Source organism: Marinobacter sp. M-5 (assembly GCF_032911545.1).
GTDB lineage: Bacteria > Pseudomonadota > Gammaproteobacteria > Pseudomonadales > Oleiphilaceae > Marinobacter > Marinobacter goseongensis.
The window spans coordinates 30,266-47,065 of sequence record NZ_JAWJEK010000005.1 but is presented as its reverse complement, the minus strand read 5'-3'; the positions used below and the strand labels follow the sequence as shown (position 1 = coordinate 47,065).

At 61.3% G+C, this 16,800-nt stretch carries 13 protein-coding genes and 1 tRNA gene; 7 read left to right on the top strand and 7 right to left on the bottom strand.

Going from position 1 to position 16,800, the window contains the following annotated elements:
- Positions 1-170 precede the first annotated feature (170 nt).
- The 3 genes from R0125_RS16315 to R0125_RS16305 all read left to right on the top strand — a co-directional run bounded on the left by R0125_RS16315 (position 171) and on the right by R0125_RS16305 (position 5,186).
- A complete protein-coding gene (locus R0125_RS16315) occupies positions 171-1,346 on the top strand; it encodes a DNA repair exonuclease (protein WP_317238826.1) in 1,176 nt (391 codons plus the stop codon).
- Positions 1,343-3,988, top strand: a complete 2,646-nt coding sequence (locus tag R0125_RS16310) for an AAA family ATPase (protein ID WP_317238825.1) — start codon at positions 1,343-1,345, stop codon at positions 3,986-3,988. The genes R0125_RS16315 and R0125_RS16310 overlap by 4 nt, the downstream gene beginning before the upstream one ends.
- Positions 3,989-4,181: 193 nt before the next feature.
- Positions 4,182-5,186 carry a hypothetical protein gene (locus R0125_RS16305; protein WP_317238824.1) on the top strand — a complete coding sequence of 335 codons (1,005 nt, stop codon included), beginning with the start codon at positions 4,182-4,184 and terminating at the stop codon, positions 5,184-5,186.
- Positions 5,187-5,209: 23 nt separating this feature from the next.
- Here the strand turns inward: R0125_RS16305 and R0125_RS16300 are convergent.
- Positions 5,210-5,286, bottom strand: a tRNA-Arg gene (locus tag R0125_RS16300).
- Positions 5,287-5,348: 62 nt separating this feature from the next.
- Entirely contained in the window at positions 5,349-5,996 is a 648-nt protein-coding gene (locus tag R0125_RS16295) for an MBL fold metallo-hydrolase (protein WP_282448476.1), read from the bottom strand.
- 113 nt (positions 5,997-6,109) lie between these two features.
- Here R0125_RS16295 and R0125_RS16290 point away from each other — a divergent pair, with 113 nt between their 5' ends.
- Together R0125_RS16290 and R0125_RS16285 are read left to right on the top strand one after the other, a co-directional pair.
- Positions 6,110-6,811: a TIGR04283 family arsenosugar biosynthesis glycosyltransferase gene (locus R0125_RS16290; protein ID WP_248184948.1), complete on the top strand. Its 702-nt coding sequence runs from the start codon at positions 6,110-6,112 to the stop codon at positions 6,809-6,811.
- Positions 6,795-7,433, top strand: a complete 639-nt coding sequence (locus R0125_RS16285) for a TIGR04282 family arsenosugar biosynthesis glycosyltransferase (protein ID WP_248184946.1) — start codon at positions 6,795-6,797, stop codon at positions 7,431-7,433. The genes R0125_RS16290 and R0125_RS16285 overlap by 17 nt, the downstream gene beginning before the upstream one ends.
- Here the strand turns inward: R0125_RS16285 and R0125_RS16280 are convergent.
- Together R0125_RS16280 and R0125_RS16275 are read right to left on the bottom strand one after the other, a co-directional pair.
- Positions 7,357-10,209 (bottom strand): insulinase family protein, encoded by a 2,853-nt coding sequence (locus tag R0125_RS16280; protein WP_317238823.1) that lies wholly within the window; start codon positions 10,207-10,209, stop codon positions 7,357-7,359. The two genes, R0125_RS16285 and R0125_RS16280, sit on opposite strands and share 77 nt — an antisense overlap.
- A gap of 32 nt (positions 10,210-10,241) precedes the next feature.
- Entirely contained in the window at positions 10,242-10,541 is a 300-nt protein-coding gene (locus R0125_RS16275) for a hypothetical protein (RefSeq protein ID WP_248184941.1), read from the bottom strand.
- Between the two features lie 383 nt (positions 10,542-10,924).
- Between R0125_RS16275 and R0125_RS16270 the strand changes: the two genes are divergently transcribed.
- Complete coding sequence (locus R0125_RS16270; protein ID WP_317238822.1) at positions 10,925-12,910, top strand: SDR family oxidoreductase; 1,986 nt, start codon at positions 10,925-10,927, stop codon at positions 12,908-12,910.
- A 54-nt stretch (positions 12,911-12,964) separates the two neighbouring features.
- Here the strand turns inward: R0125_RS16270 and rnt are convergent, their stop codons facing one another.
- Complete coding sequence (gene rnt / locus R0125_RS16265; RefSeq protein ID WP_248184937.1) at positions 12,965-13,624, bottom strand: ribonuclease T; 660 nt, start codon at positions 13,622-13,624, stop codon at positions 12,965-12,967.
- 41 nt (positions 13,625-13,665) lie between these two features.
- Positions 13,666-14,703 (bottom strand): dihydroorotase, encoded by a 1,038-nt coding sequence (gene pyrC / locus R0125_RS16260; RefSeq protein ID WP_317238821.1) that lies wholly within the window; start codon positions 14,701-14,703, stop codon positions 13,666-13,668.
- A 214-nt stretch (positions 14,704-14,917) separates the two neighbouring features.
- On the opposite strand from pyrC, the gene R0125_RS16255 reads away from it, so the two are divergent.
- Complete coding sequence (locus tag R0125_RS16255) at positions 14,918-15,781, top strand: flagellar protein MotY (RefSeq protein ID WP_317238864.1); 864 nt, start codon at positions 14,918-14,920, stop codon at positions 15,779-15,781.
- On the opposite strand, the gene R0125_RS16250 is transcribed toward R0125_RS16255, so the two are convergent.
- Positions 15,778-16,704, bottom strand: a complete 927-nt coding sequence (locus R0125_RS16250; protein WP_248184935.1) for a histone deacetylase family protein — start codon at positions 16,702-16,704, stop codon at positions 15,778-15,780. The two genes, R0125_RS16255 and R0125_RS16250, sit on opposite strands and share 4 nt — an antisense overlap.
- Between the last annotated feature and the right edge of the window lie 96 nt (positions 16,705-16,800).

Below are 16,800 nucleotides of genomic sequence, written 5' to 3'. Positions count from 1 at the left end.
GTAACCTCCCATTGTCACCTGTAGGTGGCGACAAAAATCGAACGCTTGCAGGGTTATATATCCCGGTGTCTGCATAAACCGGGCCAGACTTTCGTTCGTCGCCGTTTGAACGTAGAGTTAACGGCGGATTTATCCCCCTGATATTGTTCTCCAGAGCCAAAGGAAATCCGATGCCCCGCTTTCTTCACACCGCTGACTGGCAGATAGGCCGTTATTACAGCCGTTTCGACAACGACGATGCGGTTGCGCTCGCGGAAGCCCGATACACCGCTATTGAGCGGCTGGCGCAGCTGGCGGTGGATGAACAGTGCGACGCGGTGGTGGTGGCGGGCGACGTGTTTGACGCCCAGACCGTATCGGACCGCACCATTCGCCGGGTATTCAACGCCCTGGCCGCCTTTGAAGGCCCCTGGGTCATGTTGCCCGGCAACCACGATGCGGCGCTGGCCGAGAGTGTCTGGACCCGCGCCCAGCGCCTCGGTGCCGTGCCGGCAAATGTTCATCTGGCGCTGGCGCCGGGCGTGGTGGAATTGCCGGAGCAGAGCATGGCGGTTCTGGCGGCCCCGCTGACCCAGCGCCATACTCACAGTGATCTCACCGAGGCGTTTGATCAGTGGCAAACGGCGCCAGCCCTGATCCGGGTTGGGCTGGCCCATGGCAGCGTGCAGGGCGTGCTGGCCGAGGGCATCGATTCCGCCAATCCCATCGCCCCGGACCGGGTAGAGCGGGCGCGGCTGGATTACCTGGCGCTGGGCGACTGGCACGGTGTCAAACAGATTAATCCCCGCACCTGGTACAGCGGCACGCCGGAACCGGAGCGATTCCGTAACAATGATGCGGGGGTGGCGCTGATTGTCGACATCGGCGGGCCCGGCACTGAGCCGACAGTCACGCCCCATCGCATCGGGCAATTCGAGTGGGTGCAATGGCGCGAGCACCTCAATGTGCCGACCGATCTGGACCAAGTGCTGGCCCGGCTCGAGGAATTGGAAGCGCCAGCGGTGGTGGACCTGAGGCTCACCGGCGAGGTGGACCTGGCCGGGGAGCGCCGTCTGCTCCGGGCATTATCAGTGGCGGAAGCAAAACACCGCAGCGTGCAGTGTGACCGCAGCGGGTTGTCGCTGCAGCCCACCGATGACGATATTGCCGAATTGAATGCCGATGGCTATCTGGGCGATGTGATCACTGAGCTGCGGGAGCAACAAGCCAGTGACGACGGAGCCCGCGCACTGCCGGCACGGGACGCCCTGGCGATACTCACCGGCCTGTTGATGGATCGTAGTGGCTCCAACGCCAGTGCGGCGGATGGCCATGGTGCAAGGGTCAGCGGGGAGCAGCCGTCATGAAGATACAGGGTCTTCGCATCGAGCAGCTGCGACAGTTTCGCCAACCGTTCACACTGACCGATCTGAACCCCGGTCTGAATGTGATTCATGGCCCCAACGAGTCCGGCAAGAGCACCCTGGTGCGTGCCATCCGTGCGGCCTTCTTCGAGCGCCACCGCTCCAGCAGCGTGGACGATCTGCGCCCCTGGGGCGATTCCTCGGCGGCGCCTTCGGTGGAGCTGGAGTTTGTTGCTCAGGATCAGCCCTGGCACCTGAAGAAACGCTTCCTCCAGCAGAAACGCTGTGACCTGAGCGTGGGCGGCGAATCCTGGTCCGGTGAGGAAGCCGAGGACAAACTGGCGGATCTGCTGGGTTTCCAGTTCGCTTCCCGAGGCGCCAGCCAGGATAAACACTGGGGCATACCCGGTCTGCTGTGGGTGGAGCAGGGCAGCGGGCAGAATGTTCATGACGCGGTGGCGTATGCCGGCGACCATCTCAAATCCGCACTGAACAGTCTGTTGGGCGAGGTGGCCAGCACCGGCGGTGATGACGTGATCCAGCAGGTGCAGAGCCAGCGCGCGGAACTGCTCACCGGTACCGGAAAACCCCGCGGAGAATACGCCCGGCTGAGGGACGAGCAGCAGAGCCTGGAGACCGAGCTGTCCGCGCTGGATGAGCGCATCAGCCAGTATCAGACCCTGGTGGATCGGCTTGGCGAGTTGCGCCAGCGCCATCAGCAGAATGAACAGGAACGACCCTGGGAGACCGCCCGCAAGAACCTGCAGGAGGCTGAGCAGCGCTTCCGGGAGATTGAACAATGGCAACAGGCGCAGCAGCGTGAGCAGCAGGCGCTGGTGGACTGCCAGCAGAATCTCAGGCTGCTGCGACAGCAACAGCAGCAGGCAGAGGTGGCCAGCCAGAAACTCGAAAGCCGTGCCGGGCACCTGAAAGCCTCCCGCGAGGCGGAAGAGGCCCTGAAGAACCGCGAGGCCCGGGTGACCGAAACCCAGGCCAGGGCGAAACAGGCCTATGAGAGTGCCCGCGGCCAGGTTCGCGCTGCCAAGGAACAGGAGCGCCGGGCCCGCCTGGACACAGAGCTGCGGCAGGTGCGCCAGCAACTGGACGCGCTGGAACAGACCCTGGTCCGGGCCCGTGACTATCTGGCAGAGCTGAAGAACGCCCGCAAGCAACAGCAGGCCAGCCTGATTGATGTGGCCGGCCTGGAGAACCTCCGCGGCATTCACCGCCGGCTCGAGGAGGAGCGCATTCGCTCCCGTGCCATTGCCACCCGGCTTCATTACCAGCTTGACCATGGTCGCTCCCTCTCCGTCGACGGCGAAGTCGTGGAAGGTGAGGGCGACCGCTTGTTGCTGGCGGAATCCACCCTGCTGCTACCCGGCCTCGGCCAACTGACCATCACTCCGGGCGGGGATGATCTTTCCAGGGTTCAGCGCCAGCTGGAGCGTTTGCAGGAAGATTACGACGGCCAGCTGAAAGCTCTCAATGTTACCGCGCTTGAGCAGGCCGAGCAGCGTGCCGCCGAGCACTTGCAGTGTCAGCAAACCATTGAACGGCTGGAAGCACTGCTGGGGTCAGTGGCACCGCGCGGCGTGGAAACCCTGGAGGCCCAGCAGCAGGAACTGTCGGGGCGGTTGAGCCAGCTGCAAAACGAACATCAGGTGTTGCCGCCAGCCAATGTGGACACCCCTCCGCTGGCCGGTGCTGAGGCCGCACTGGAAGCGGCCGAGCAACAACTGCGTGAGGCCGACGGGCAACTGCAGGAACACAGCAAACAGCAGTTTGCGTCGGCACAGAACCTGGCGACGGCGCAAGCGGAATGGCAGCAGCTCAAGAATGAGCTGGACGATCCCGAGCGCCAGGCTACGCTCAAGAGCCTGCAGCAGTCCGTGATGGAGACAGGCGAGCGGGAAGCCCGGCTGAAGCAGTCGGTCAGCCAGCGCCAGAGCCAGATTGATGAGGCTCGTCCGGAACTGATCCGGCAGGACATGGAGCGGTTCAGAGCGAGCGCCGAGCAGCTGGAAAAAGGCCACCAGAAAGAGGCCCTGGAACTGACCGGGTTGCAGAGCAAGCTGGAGAGCCAGGGCGCCGAGGGGCTCGAGGAGCAGCGTGACGAACTGGCCGCCCGCCTGGAGCATGTGCGCCGACGTTATCAGGAACTGCATCGCCGCGCCGAGGCGCTGGACCTGTTGTTGGGGCTGCTGCAGGACAAGCGCCAGGCGCTGACGCGGCGGCTACAGGCACCGTTGCAGAAGCATTTGAACCACTACCTGGGCGTGCTGTTTCCTAAAGCCAGCCTGGAAGTGGACGACCACCTGGTCCCGGGGCAACTGACCCGCACCGGCCAGCAGGGGCAGGAGCGGGGTGCGCTCCAGGAGCTGAGCTTTGGCGCCCGCGAGCAGATGGGGTTGATCAGCCGTTTTGCCTACGCCGATCTGTTGCAGGAAGCGGGCCGGCCCACGCTGATCATTCTCGATGACACCCTGGTGCACAGTGACAAACAGCGCCTGGAACAGATGAAACGCATCCTGTTCGACGCCGCCTGCCGCCATCAGATATTGCTGTTTACCTGCCACCCGGAAAACTGGCGAGACCTGGGTGTTGCACCCGTGGATCTGGAAGCACTGAAAACCGGCAACCCGTAACGTGAAATGTTTGCAAAAAACTGCCGGTTTTCCGGTGTATGAACTACTCTTTTTAAGGTGTAAGCCGTGATTAACAGGCGGGTGGCCGCGGCCACTCACCACCTCAGGTAGATTGGGGAAGACGCGAAAGGAAGTCGGGGGACCCGGACAGGTTCAACCGTTCGCGCCGGCCGCTGAAAAGGGAGCGTTCGCTGTGGTCAGAACAACAACATCCAGAATTCTGGTGCTCGGCACCGTGTCGGCTTTGGTAGCGTGTGGTGGTGGGGGCAGTAGCGGTGGAAGCAGCGATGGGGGAGGCGGCACGCCAACATCACCACCGGAGAGTGTAGAGCTAGAGCTGGATGCCGGCGGGCTCAGCGAACAGAGAGCATTGGTCGAGGGGTTTCAAGATTTTCAGGAGGTTCTTGATGTCTATTCCGGCGCCGAGCAAACCTACCTGTCGATTGACGAGATCCGCGAAGCAGCCCTCGAACTGGACGATGCCGTGGGGCAGTCCGGGAATACCGTGACCGTTCGCTGCGACAACCCCGGGTCGGGCACACTGGCGTTTACCTTGAACCGTGAAACCGAGACCGACTTCACCCTGGAGTTCCGTAACTGCCAACTGGCAACCGCCGAGCTCGGCACAGTGGTGCTCAATGGCACCTATACCTACGTCAATCTGGTCTCCGAGACCGACAGCAGCAGAGAAGTGGACGGTTTCCAGATCGTGGATCTGACCGGCACCATCGTCAGCGGCAGCGAGCCGATCGCCATGCAGGGCTCCGATGCCTGGGAGACATCCACGCCGTTACAGGCAGGCTCCGGCCCGCGTGAGGAGACCTACACCACCGATGCGCTGGAGTTTTTGCGTGGCGGTGACTACAAGGCCATTACCAATGCGGTCACCACCCTGTCGTCTCAAGGCGGCATTACCGAAGTGACCATCAATTCCCGCCTGATTGATTCCGCAACGGATGGGTACGTCGATATTTCCACAACAACCACCATGAAGCGCCCAACCGGGGGCGGCTGTCCCGATGAGGGAGTTGTTCGGATTATCGGTGAGCCAGAAGCCTCAGGCATTGAGATCGCGTACGGAGTAAGCATACTTCCGCCGCCTGTGATGGGTAGTGGCACAGAGGCACGGGCAACGGTGATTGGTACCAGCGATACCGAGGACTATACAGAGGCTGAGTGCGAGGCGTTGATTTTCTGAGTGGGCTGATCCAGAGAGGGCTGTGGTACCCCAGGCAGGACTCGAACCTGCTACCTTCCCCTTAGGAGGGGGACGCTCTATCCAGATGAGCTACTGGGGCGGATCGTCAGAAGGCCGGTATGATAGCGGGCCCGGTGATGTGTCTCAAGGGCCCGCGGGTTTTTAGCCCCGGTGGTCGGAGACGAACGGGTTGGTGGCCTTTTCGTGGCCGAAGGTGGACATGGGGCCGTGGCCAGGCAGGAAACGGATGTCGTCGCCCAGCGGAAACAGCTTGTCGCGGATGGAACGCACCAGGGTGTTGTAGTCGCCTTTCGGGAAGTCCGTGCGGCCGATGGAGCCCTGGAACAGCACGTCGCCCACCAGGGCCAGTTGCGACGGCCCGTGATAGAACACCACGTGGCCCGGCGTGTGGCCCGGGCAGTGCAGCACGTCCAGGGTCTGGTTGCCGACGGTTACCTGCTCGCCATCCTCCAGCCAGCGGTTCGGGGTGAAAGTCTCCGGAGCCGGAAAGCCGAACATCTGGGCCTGCATCGGCAGGCCCTGAATCCAGAAATTATCCTCCTGTTGCGGCCCCTCGATGGGGATATCCAACGCCCGGGACAACTCGGCCGTACCGCCGGCGTGGTCGATATGGGCGTGGGTCAGCAGGATTTTTTCGACGGTGACGCCTTCCTCTTCCATTGCCGTGCGTATCTTGTCCAGATCGCCACCGGGATCGACCACCGCCGCGACCCGGGTTTCGTCGCACCAGAGCAGGGAACAGTTCTGTTGAAACGGGGTCACAGGAATGATTCTGTATTTCAGTGGCATAGTGATGCTCGTCCGCGGGTTGGTCTGGTTTAGAATGGCTATGATAAAGGACATCGGGCCGGGGCTCGAATTTTCAAGACAAAGCGCAACCAAAGACAGCAGCGGAGAATGATTTGTTGGCATTGAGTGTGATCATACCGGTGTGGCAGGAGGCGGCCACCATTGTGGCAACCCTGCAAACACTGGCGCCGTTGCGGGCGTCGGGCCACCAGGTGATTGTGGTGGATGGCGGCAGCACCGATGGCACCCCACAGCTGGCGGACGGATTGTGTGATCGGGTGGTGGCGTCAGAGCGCGGGCGGGCGCTGCAGATGAATGCCGGAGCGCGGGTCGCCACCGGAGATATCCTGTTGTTCCTGCACGCCGACACCCGCCTGCCGGCATCGGCGCTGGACGCACTGGCGCGGTTCAGTGACAGCCGCAACGCCTGGGGCCGGTTCGATGTGCGCCTCAGTGGCAGGCGCCCCTTATTCCGGGTGATTGCCTGGTTCATGAATCAACGCTCCCGGTTCAGCGGTATCGCCACGGGTGATCAGGCGCTGTTTGTCCGGCGCCCGGTGTTTGAAGCCCTGCGGGGTTTTGAACCCCTGCCATTGATGGAGGATGTGGAGTTGTCTTCGAGGTTGCGGCGGGTGTCGCGCCCATTCTGCATCCGCGACCCAGTGGTCACTGACAGCCGGCGCTGGGAACAACACGGCGCCTGGCGTACCATCCTGCTCATGTGGCGGTTGCGCTGGCGCTATTGGCGCGGTGAATCGCCGGAATCTCTTGTGACCGTTTACCGATCGGATGTGCGAAATGCCCACAAATCCTGAAGCCTCAGCGCTGGTTATGCAGTTCTCGAAATGGCCAGAGGAAGGCCGGGTCAAAACCCGTCTGATGTCGGAGCTGGGCGCCCGGGGTGCCCTCAACGCGCACATCCGCCTGAGCCTGAAAGTGCTGGATAACCTCATCGCCAGCGGCCTGCCGGTGCAGTTCTGGTGGGATCGCGCGCTGGAACCGGCGCCGGAAGCTGCCAGCCAGGTGCTGGCAGCGCTGGACGCGGCAAGCATCACCATCGGCATTCAGGAGGGTGAGAATCTGGGGCAGCGGATGGAGGCGGCGCTGGGCCTGGCACTGGAAAGCCACTGCAAAGCCGTCGTGGTGGGCAGTGATTGCCCATCAGTGGATCCGGAGTACGTGCGTGAGGCCGTGGCCGCGCTGGACGCCAGCGACGTGGTGCTGGGGCCATCCAATGACGGCGGCTATGTGCTGATCGGGGTGCGCAGGGTTGTGCCCGGCATGCTCGATCACGTGGCCTGGGGAACGGAGAGCGTTCTGGACCAGACCCGTGATCGCCTTGCCGGCTGTGGCTTGTCCGTCAGCCTGCTGGCGCCTCGCTGGGACGTTGACGAGCCTGAGGACTGGCAGCGGTTTCTTCGCCTGGCGAATCCGTAGTCACCCGTAACGCGCGATTCCGCTCCAGTACGGCGCGGCGATAAACCTCCAGCAGTTGCTCCCGGTCCACCGCCTTGACGGCAGCCACCAGCCGATCCCGTGAATCGAAACCGGTGGCACCGCGGTCGATTTCCCGCCAGAACCGCTCGGAGACTTCACTCAGCTGGCGGTCCTGCTCCTCAAGCTTGCTGATGACAGCCTGCTTTTCCCGCTCCAGGTCGCTGTCGCTGAGGCTGCTCAGGCGCTCCTCGAACGCGTCGGAAAACTCACTGACCGCCTGGTCAATGTCATCCGCAGACGCTTCCGGTGATTGCACCACCAGGCCCAGGGCCGGCATCTCCAGCATTTCAAAGGGCGTGGCGTACACGATGTAGCCGAGCTGGCGGTTCGTCCTCAGTTCCTCGTAGAAGGGGCTACTGATCACCTGACCCAGCAGACGGTACCTGGCCCGTTCATCGAACCCGGTGTCAGTGCCTTGCAGGTACAGGGTATAGCCGGTATCCGGGTGGTTCACCGGGATGCTTTCGGTGGTCTCGCCCTGCGGTAGCTCTTTCACCTGGCTGCGAGCCACTTCCGTGATCTCCGCATCCTGCAGCACCATGGCGCGCACCTGCTGCGCCAGGTTCAGCGCTGAGGCCTGGCTCAGATTGCCGTGGGCCAGCATCACCGGGTCGGTCCGGGTGAACAGCTCCTCGGCAAACCGTTCCAGTTCCTCCAGCGTGACTTCCTCGGCAGCCGCCAGACGATCCTCTGTGCTCCAGGCGCCCTCGATCAGAAGCGTCTGCACCCTCTCGGAGGTTTGTTGAACCGGGCGTTCCTTGGTCTTGTTCCGAAGGTTGTCGATCGTCCGCTTGCGGGCGATGTCAAAGCGTTGCTGGGTCAGGTGTGGGTCGGCCACTTGCGCGAGGATGCGCGTCAGCAACACATGCAGCTTATCGCTGTACCCGCCCACTCGAAGGGTGATGCCCCGCAAGTGGGAGTACACGCTGTAATCCAGACCGGCCAGCTGGGCCGGGTAGGCCCAGGCATTCAGGTTGGTGTTGACCGAATCCACCAACAGCTCGGTCAGCACCTTGCCCCGGGCAGACGCCTGCGCCAGTGGCGTGCGGATGCTCACGTACACGTTGGCTTTGGGCGTAGCGAACTGGGTATCCCGGGCGTACCAGACAGACAACCCGCCCTGATCGCCCAAAAGCACCGGTTTGGTCATGGTCGGGCCACCGACCATATCCAGGTTTTCCGGAACAAAGGGGTTGGCTTCCGGAAGCGCGAGCTGCCCGGCCAGGCGGCTGGTGTCTGTAGTCTCAAGCGCCGATAGTTTCAGCGGCTGCAGTTCCCAGGCGGCCTGGTACCACTCGGTCAGGCTCGGTGTTTCGATGTCGGGTTCCGGGTCCACCACGGTGACCAGTACGTTCTCGGGGGTCAGCCGCGCCAGAATATCCCGGTACTGGGCCGGCTCGTAGCGCTCCATCATCCACGGTGCCTGTAGCACATCGGCCGACTGATAATGGCGCAGCTGGCTGGACAGGCGCATCACCTCATGGATGGGTTGGCTGCGCTCACGGAAGCGGAAATCGATCTGTGCCAGGTTCTTCATCTCGTTGAAGCGATCTTCGGAGATGCCCTGTTCACGGACCTGCCCGATGTAGTCGAACACCAGCGAGAGTATGTCCTGCTGGCGCTCCAGCCCTTCCGGCGTGAGTGACATGGACAGCTCCAGACTGGCTTCCGTACCGGTGTCCATGCCGGTGCCGGCCGACAGGCTTTCCACCAGGCCTTCCCGTTTCAGTACGTCGAACAGACTGCCCGGGCCCTCGTGACCCAGCAGATTGGCGACGTAGCTGCCGGGTTTGGTGCGGTAATTGGCGCGCTGGGACGGGATCGGGAAGGTCAGCGTCAGGCCGCGAATGTCCTTGAGGGCATCCACGGTGACCCGGGCCGGCAGTGTGTCTGGCTGCAGCAGCGGTTCGGAATGCACTTTCGCTTCCAGGTTGCGATTCTCGATGGCGTCGAATCGCCCTCGCACCATGGCCTCCAGTTCGTCCAGAGACTGCGGGCCGTAAACCGCCAGGCTCATCAGATTGGAGGAGTAATGGGTTTTCCAGAATTCGATCAGGTCCGGCCGCAACGGCCGTTGCTCGGTGTTTTCGAGGGTGCTCAGGTTGCCCACGGCGAACTGATTGAAGGCGTGGTCAGGGTTGCTGATGGCTTTTTCCACGGAATAGATGCGCCGGCCATCTTCTTTCTGTTTGGAGGTGAATTCGGAATGCACCGCCTGCCGCTCGCGGTCGACCAGGTCAGGGGTGAACAGGGGCGCGGAGAATTGCTGGGCGAAACGGTCGAGGGCATCGTCCAGATAGCCGGCGCGGATATCGAAGAAGTAATTGGTGTCCTGGAACGCCGTAAACGCGTTGTGGCTGCCGCCGTGGCTTTTGATGAACTGCTGGTATTCACCTGCCTCCGGATATTTCTCAGTGCCCAGAAACAGCATGTGCTCCAGAAAGTGGGACAGCCCCTCACGATCCCTGGGGTCGTCGCCACTGCCCACGGCAACGTTCATGGACGCGGCTGCCCTGTCCGAGCCGGGGGAGGAGATCAACAGCACCTGCAATTGGTTATCCAGTTCCAGATAGCGATAGCGATTGTTGTCATTGGGGCTTTTTACCGGGTCGGTAGCGGCCAGGGCCAGGCTGCCGAAAATCAGCAGGAAAGCCAGGGCCAATGACTGAACCAGCCAGCGGGGCTGGGCGCTCAAACGGACGGTGCCTGATTGCATGGTGTCGCGTGCTCCGGGTTTCGGTGAATCGCTCAGTGGATCATGGCGTTGCGGGTGCTTTTCGGTTGCTGGTCCAGAGTTTTACGAGCAAGGGAGGCCGCCGTATCAGCATCCAGCTGTCCGCTGGCAATCTTCTCCAGCACGGTGCCCATCACCGCCACTGATTGGCGGTAATCCGCAAACTCAGCCTGGAACGCATCATCAATGGCCTGATAGACCGCCTGAATCTTGTCTTCCCGGGAACCGGAATCCGCCGCGGTATCGTTGATGGCTTTCAGGCAGGCGCGCGCGATGGCGATGTAGCGTTCAGCGTTGGCGTCGTTTTGTTTCATATAGGACTGTCCGGAATGAGAGGGTAGTGATGTGTCTGATGTATGGGCGGATTATGTCATTGCTATGGGGTGGTTTCATTTCTTTCTGGTAATGAAGTGTTTTTCCGGGCAGGTGCTGAACCTTGTGCTAGGCTCAAAATCAGTGTGTCGACAGAGTCGAGGGGTTCGGGCTTTTCAGTGCGTGCTTCCGGGGCAATCCTAGAGTAAAGGCTCTAATTAAAACAAAGGCTTACAGAGTAAAAGCTCTAAAAAAGTTCGATACATGAAGGTTGCAATTAAGTACAATGCCGGCGTTACCGAATGAGTCTACGACTTTAGTCGCAGGGGCTCGGCCGGGCGTTAGGGACAGACAACAATTGAGCAACAAGCAGGGTGGACAATCAATGAATTACTTTCTGACGGGTGGCACCGGATTTATCGGCCGTTTTCTCGTAGAGAAACTTCTGGCGCGTGGCGGTACCGTTCATGTACTGGTTCGTGAACAATCTCTCGGCAAACTGGATGTTCTCCGCGAACGTTGGGGCGCAACCGAGCAGCAGGTCAAAGCGGTTATCGGCGATCTGACCAGCCCCAATCTGGGTATCGACGCCAAGACCCTCGATGCGCTGAAAGGCAACATTGATCATTTCTTCCACCTTGCTGCCGTGTATGACATGGGCGCCGATGAAGCCGCCCAGCAGGCGACCAACATTGAGGGCACGCGCAGTGCGGTCAATGCGGCAAAGGCCATGCAGGCCGGCTGTTTCCATCATGTGTCTTCGATTGCGGCCGCGGGCATGTTCAAGGGCACGTTCCGCGAAGACATGTTCGAGGAAGCGGAAAAGCTGGATCATCCGTACCTGCTGACCAAGCACGAATCCGAAAAGGTGGTGCGTGAGAGCTGCAAGGTACCGTTCCGTATCTACCGCCCCGGCATGGTGATTGGCCACTCTGAAACCGGTGAGATGGACAAGGTTGACGGCCCTTACTACTTCTTCAAGATGATCCAGAAGATCCGCAGCATGCTGCCCCAGTGGGTGCCCACCATCGGTATCGAAGGCGGCCGCCTGAACGTGGTGCCGGTGGATTTCGTGGTGAATGCCATGGATCACATTGCGCACCTCGAAGGCGAGGACGGCAACTGCTTCCATCTGGTGGATTCCGATCCTTACAAAGTGGGTGAGATCCTCAATATTTTCAGCGAAGCCGGCCACGCCCCCAAGATGGGTATGCGCATTGATTCCCGCATGTTCGGGTTTGTGCCACCGTTCATTCGCCAGAGTCTGAAAAACCTGCCACCGGTGAAGCGACTCACCGCTGCGGTACTGGACGATATGGGCATTCCTCCGTCGGTGCTGTCGTTCATCAATTACCCCACACGATTTGATGCCCGGGAAACCGAGCGTGTGCTGAAAGGCACCGGCATCGGCGTGCCTCGCCTGCCGGATTACTCGGCGGTGATCTGGGATTTCTGGGAGCGTAACCTGGATCCCGATCTGTTCAAGGACCGTACCCTTCGCGGTACCGTCGAAGGCAAGGTGTGTGTCGTGACCGGTGCCACCTCGGGTATCGGCCTGGCCACCGCTCACAAGCTGGCCGAGGCCGGTGCCATTCTGGTGATCGGCGCACGCACCAAGGAAACCCTCGACGAAGTGGCCGCCGATCTGGAGGCGCGTGGTGGCAACATTCACGCCTACCAGTGTGACTTCGCCGATATGGAAGACTGCGACCGCTTCGTGAAAACCGTGCTCGACAACCACGGTCATGTGGATGTGCTGGTGAACAACGCCGGTCGCTCCATCCGCCGTTCGCTGGCGTTGTCGTTTGACCGGTTCCACGATTTCGAGCGCACCATGCAGCTGAACTACTTCGGCTCTGTGCGCCTGATCATGGGCTTTGCTCCGGCCATGCTGGAGCGCCGTCGTGGCCACGTGGTGAACATTTCCTCCATCGGCGTACTGACCAACGCACCGCGCTTCTCGGCGTATGTGGCGTCCAAGTCTGCGCTGGATGCGTTCAGCCGCTGTGCCGCGGCTGAGTGGTCGGATCGCAACGTGACTTTCACCACCATCAATATGCCGTTGGTGAAAACACCGATGATCGCGCCCACCAAGATCTACGATTCAGTACCCACGCTGACGCCGGAGGAAGCGGCAGACATGGTGGCAGACGCCATTGTGTACCGTCCCAAGCGCGTTGCGACGCGGCTGGGTATCTTCGCCCAGGTGCTGCATGCCGTGGCGCCGAAGATGGGTGAGATCGTGATGAACACCGGTTACCGGATGTTCCCGGATTCCCCGTCTGCTGCGGGCAGCAAGTCGGGCGAGAAGCCGAAGGTGTCTTCCGAGCAGGTGGCCTTCGCGGCCATCATGCGGGGCATTTACTGGTAACGGTCTGGCTCACGCCTGTAAAAAACGCCTCCCTCGGGAGGCGTTTTTTTTGGTTCAGGCGTCGTCCGGTTCGCAGATCAGGGGCGGCGGAAACCCTCCGAGCTCTTTCCACCGGTTCACGATGCCGCAGAACAGGTCGGCGGTTTTTTCGGCGTCGTAGGCAGCGGAATGAGCTTCCTTGTTGCTGAACGGAATGCCGGCCAGTTTGCAGGCCTGTGCCAGTACCGTGTGGCCGTATGCGAGACCGGCCAGAGTGGCGGTGTCGAAGGTCGAGAACGGGTGAAACGGATTGCGTTTGATGTCCGAACGCAGGGCCGCTGCGAACACGAAATTGTGATCGAAGGTGGCATTGTGGCCCACCAGTACCGCTCGTTTGCAGTCGTGGGCTTTGACCGCCTTGCGGATCGGGCTGAAGATCTCGCTCAGGCCTTCCCGCTCGGGCACCGCCTCACGCTCGGCACTCCAGGGGTCGATGCCGGTGAAGTCGAGTGCAGACTGCTCCAGGTTGGCGCCTTCAAAAGGATCGATCTGTTGCAGGTGGGTTTCGCCACGCACCAGCCAACCGTCGTCGTCCATGGTCAGCAGCACGGCGGCCACTTCCAGCAGGGCATCCGTTTCCGGGTTGAACCCGCCGGTTTCCACATCCACAACCACCGGCAGAAAGCCGCGGAATCGGCGGGCCATGGGATGAAGTTCTCTGTTTTCGTCAGTCACTCAAACTCCTAGGTGTCAGGCCGTGATTCGGATTGCCTGATTCAGGCGGATGCCAGTTTCCAGTTGATGGTTTCGCCCGCGCGCAGCGGGACAATCGAACCGTCGGAAAGCGGCAGTTCCGCCGGCATGGTCCATGGCTCTCTGGTCAGGGTAATGGTGTCAGAGTGGCGGGGCAGGCCGTAAAAGTCCGCGCCGTGGAAACTGGCGAAGGCCTCCAGCTTGTCCAGCACTCCCAGTTCCTCGAAAATGTCGGCGTAATGGCTGATGGCACCGAAGGCCGAGTAGCACCCGGCGCAGCCGCAGGCAGCCTCTTTTTTGTCACGGGCGTGGGGGGCGGAATCGGTACCCAGGAAAAACCGTTTGTCGCCGCTGATCACTGCATCCTGCAGGGCGCGCTGATGAAGGTTGCGCTTCAGGATCGGCAGGCAGTAAAGGTGAGGGCGGATGCCGCCTACCAGCATGTGGTTGCGATTATACATCAGGTGCTGGGGTGTCAGGGTCGCGGCCAGGTTGTCGCCGGTGTGGCTGCGCACGAACTCGACGGAATCGGCGGTGGTGATGTGCTCCAGCACGACTTTCAATGCTGGGAAGGCCTCCAGCGTGGGCGCCAGCACCCGCTCAAGAAAGACTTTCTCGCGATCGAAGATATCAATGTCTGCATCGGTCACCTCCCCATGCACCAGCAGCAACAGGCCGCAGTCGGCCATGGCCTCGAGTACCGGGTAAATATTGCGGATGTCGGTCACGCCTGAGGCGGAGTTGGTGGTGGCACCCGCTGGGTACAACTTGGCAGCAACAACCCCGGCAGCTTTGGCCTCGCGAATGTCCTCTGCGGTGGTGGACTCGGTCAGGTACAGGGTCATCAGTGGCTCGAACGGCAGGTTGCCGGCGGCCGTCACGATCCGCTGCCGGTAAGCCAGTGCAGCGTCCGCGGTGGTCACCGGCGGCACCAGATTCGGCATGATGATGGCACGGCCAAAACACCGGGCGGTGGCGGGCACCACGTCGTTGAGCACGGCGCCGTCGCGAACGTGCAGGTGCCAGTCGTCAGGGCGGGTGATGGTCAGGGTGTCAGTCATTCGGTGTTTTTCCGCGCAGTCCGGGGCCGGGCATGCGCCGGCCAAAAATTTGGCGGAATTATACCAGATGCGCTGGGTGTTTGTTTCTGCCGAATACCTAAAGAAAGGTTTCCCGCTGCCGTTAAACGATCAGTGACCCAGATACTGACGGATTGATGTTATGGCCAAACAATCAGCCTTGTTTCCCCGCGCGGCTGCGCTGACCGGCGCACTGATGGCGGGTGCCAGTGGTTTGGCGCAGTCTTCCAGCTTTGGTGCCGGCATCGAAAACAGCCAGTGGTATGTCTCCGAATCGGTCTTCGAATGCGCTCTGGTGCATGAGGTGCCGGGCTACGGTCGCGCCATTTTTCGCCATAAGGCCGGTGAGCAGTTATCGTTCATTCTCGAGTCTGATACCGCATTGATGCGGCCGGGCCGTGGCAGTTTGGCGGTCGAGGCGCCGCCTTGGCGGCCCGGAGCGGCACCGCGCAAGATGGGCACCATTGATGTGGGTGAGGGCCGCCGCCCGGTGGCGCTGGGCGCCCGACAGGCTATGGTCATCGCTCAGGGGTTGCTGGACGGCATGATGCCCACGGTGACCCGGCAATCCTGGTATGACAGCCGTCCGGTACGGGTCAGGGTGTCGAACATCAATTTTGCCAGCGAGTTCGGCCGTTATCGTCAGTGCACCGCGGGTCTGTTGCCGGTGAATTACGACCAGATCAAGCGTTCCAGGGTTCCGTTCCGGGCAGGCAGCACCAGCCTGTCGGACGGTGACCGGACCCTGCTGGACAACATCGTGACCTACGTGCGGGCGGATTCCACCATTGAGCGTATTTTCGTGGATGGTCATACCGACGGTTCCGGCAGCCGCATTGACAACCGGGCGTTGTCAGAAAAGCGCGCTAACGCGGTGGCGGATTACCTGATTGAGCAGGGGGTGCCGCAGGATCTGATCACGGTTCGGGCCCATGCGGATCAGTACCCGGTGTCTAACCGCGCGGCGGACAACCGACGCACAACCATTCGTCTGCAGCGCGAGGGCGAGCGCCCGGAACTGCAGCAGGCCAACGGTTATGAGTCCGGCTTTGCCGGCTAGTGCACCGCGCTCAGCACTTCCAGATGCGCATTGACACTTTCCGCCAGTGCACGCAAATGGTAACCGCCTTCCAGGGTTGAAATGATGCGGTCATTGGCGTGGTCGCTGGCCACGCTGACAATCATTTCCGTCAGCCAGCGATAGTCGTCCACTTCCAGATTCAGCTCCGCCATCGGGTCCAGCCGGTGGCCGTCAAAGCCGGCCGAGATCAGCACCAGTTGCGGCCGGAAATCCTGCAGTTTTTTCAGCCAGCCCGCTTCCACCGCCTTGCGATAGGCCAGTGCCGAGCAGTCGGATTCAATCGGGATGTTGACGATGTTCTCCGGCTGGCGATGCACATGGGAGTGGGGGTAGAAGGGGTGTTGGAAACTGGAGCACATGAGAATGCGCTCGTCGCCCCCGACAATATCGGCGGTACCGTTACCCTGGTGCACGTCGAAATCGATGATCGCGACCCGCTCCAGATGATGGAAGGTGAGGGCCCGCATCGCCGCCAGGGCAATGTTGTTGTAAAAGCAGAATCCCATGGATTTGCTGCGCTCGGCGTGGTGTCCCGGCGGGCGGGCGCACACAAACGCATTGGTCACCTGGCTGCTCAGTACCATGTCGACCGCCTCAATATTGCCGCCGGCGGCCAGGCGGGCCGCGCGCAGGGTGTCGGGCATCATGGCGGTGTCCGGATCGGTGAACACGCGGCCGCGGGTCGGTTGAATCAGCTCAAGCTGGTGCAGGTATTTCTCGGGGTGAACGGTCAGCAGCTGATCCCGGGTGATTTCGTCCGGGCGAACCCAATCCAGCACATCCCCGACGCCGGTGTCGGCAAGGTGACTGATGATGGCTGCAATGCGCTCCGGTGACTCGGGGTGTTCCGGACCCATGGTGTGTTTCAGGCAGTCATCATGAGAGAAAAAGGCTGTGGTCATACGAATCCTGACAACGTTCGTTTTGCGTGCTTGGGTTCTGCTTGTATTTTCATCAATGTTATCAGGGATAGTACGTTGTTGCCGTGTTTCTTTGGT

What these genes read in the sequence shown, in the direction of transcription:
- R0125_RS16315 (WP_317238826.1), top strand. Translation starts at nt 171, where the DNA reads ATGCCCCGCTTTCTTCACACCGCTGACTGGCAGATAGGCCGTTATTAC.
- R0125_RS16310 (WP_317238825.1), top strand. Translation starts at nt 1,343, where the DNA reads ATGAAGATACAGGGTCTTCGCATCGAGCAGCTGCGACAGTTTCGCCAA.
- R0125_RS16295 (WP_282448476.1), bottom strand. Translation starts at nt 5,996, where the DNA reads ATGCCACTGAAATACAGAATCATTCCTGTGACCCCGTTTCAACAGAAC.
- R0125_RS16285 (WP_248184946.1), top strand. Translation starts at nt 6,795, where the DNA reads ATGCCCACAAATCCTGAAGCCTCAGCGCTGGTTATGCAGTTCTCGAAA.
- R0125_RS16280 (WP_317238823.1), bottom strand. Translation starts at nt 10,209, where the DNA reads ATGCAATCAGGCACCGTCCGTTTGAGCGCCCAGCCCCGCTGGCTGGTT.
- R0125_RS16275 (WP_248184941.1), bottom strand. Translation starts at nt 10,541, where the DNA reads ATGAAACAAAACGACGCCAACGCTGAACGCTACATCGCCATCGCGCGC.
- R0125_RS16270 (WP_317238822.1), top strand. Translation starts at nt 10,925, where the DNA reads ATGAATTACTTTCTGACGGGTGGCACCGGATTTATCGGCCGTTTTCTC.
- pyrC (WP_317238821.1), bottom strand. Translation starts at nt 14,703, where the DNA reads ATGACTGACACCCTGACCATCACCCGCCCTGACGACTGGCACCTGCAC.
- R0125_RS16255 (WP_317238864.1), top strand. Translation starts at nt 14,918, where the DNA reads ATGGCGGGTGCCAGTGGTTTGGCGCAGTCTTCCAGCTTTGGTGCCGGC.
- R0125_RS16250 (WP_248184935.1), bottom strand. Translation starts at nt 16,704, where the DNA reads ATGACCACAGCCTTTTTCTCTCATGATGACTGCCTGAAACACACCATG.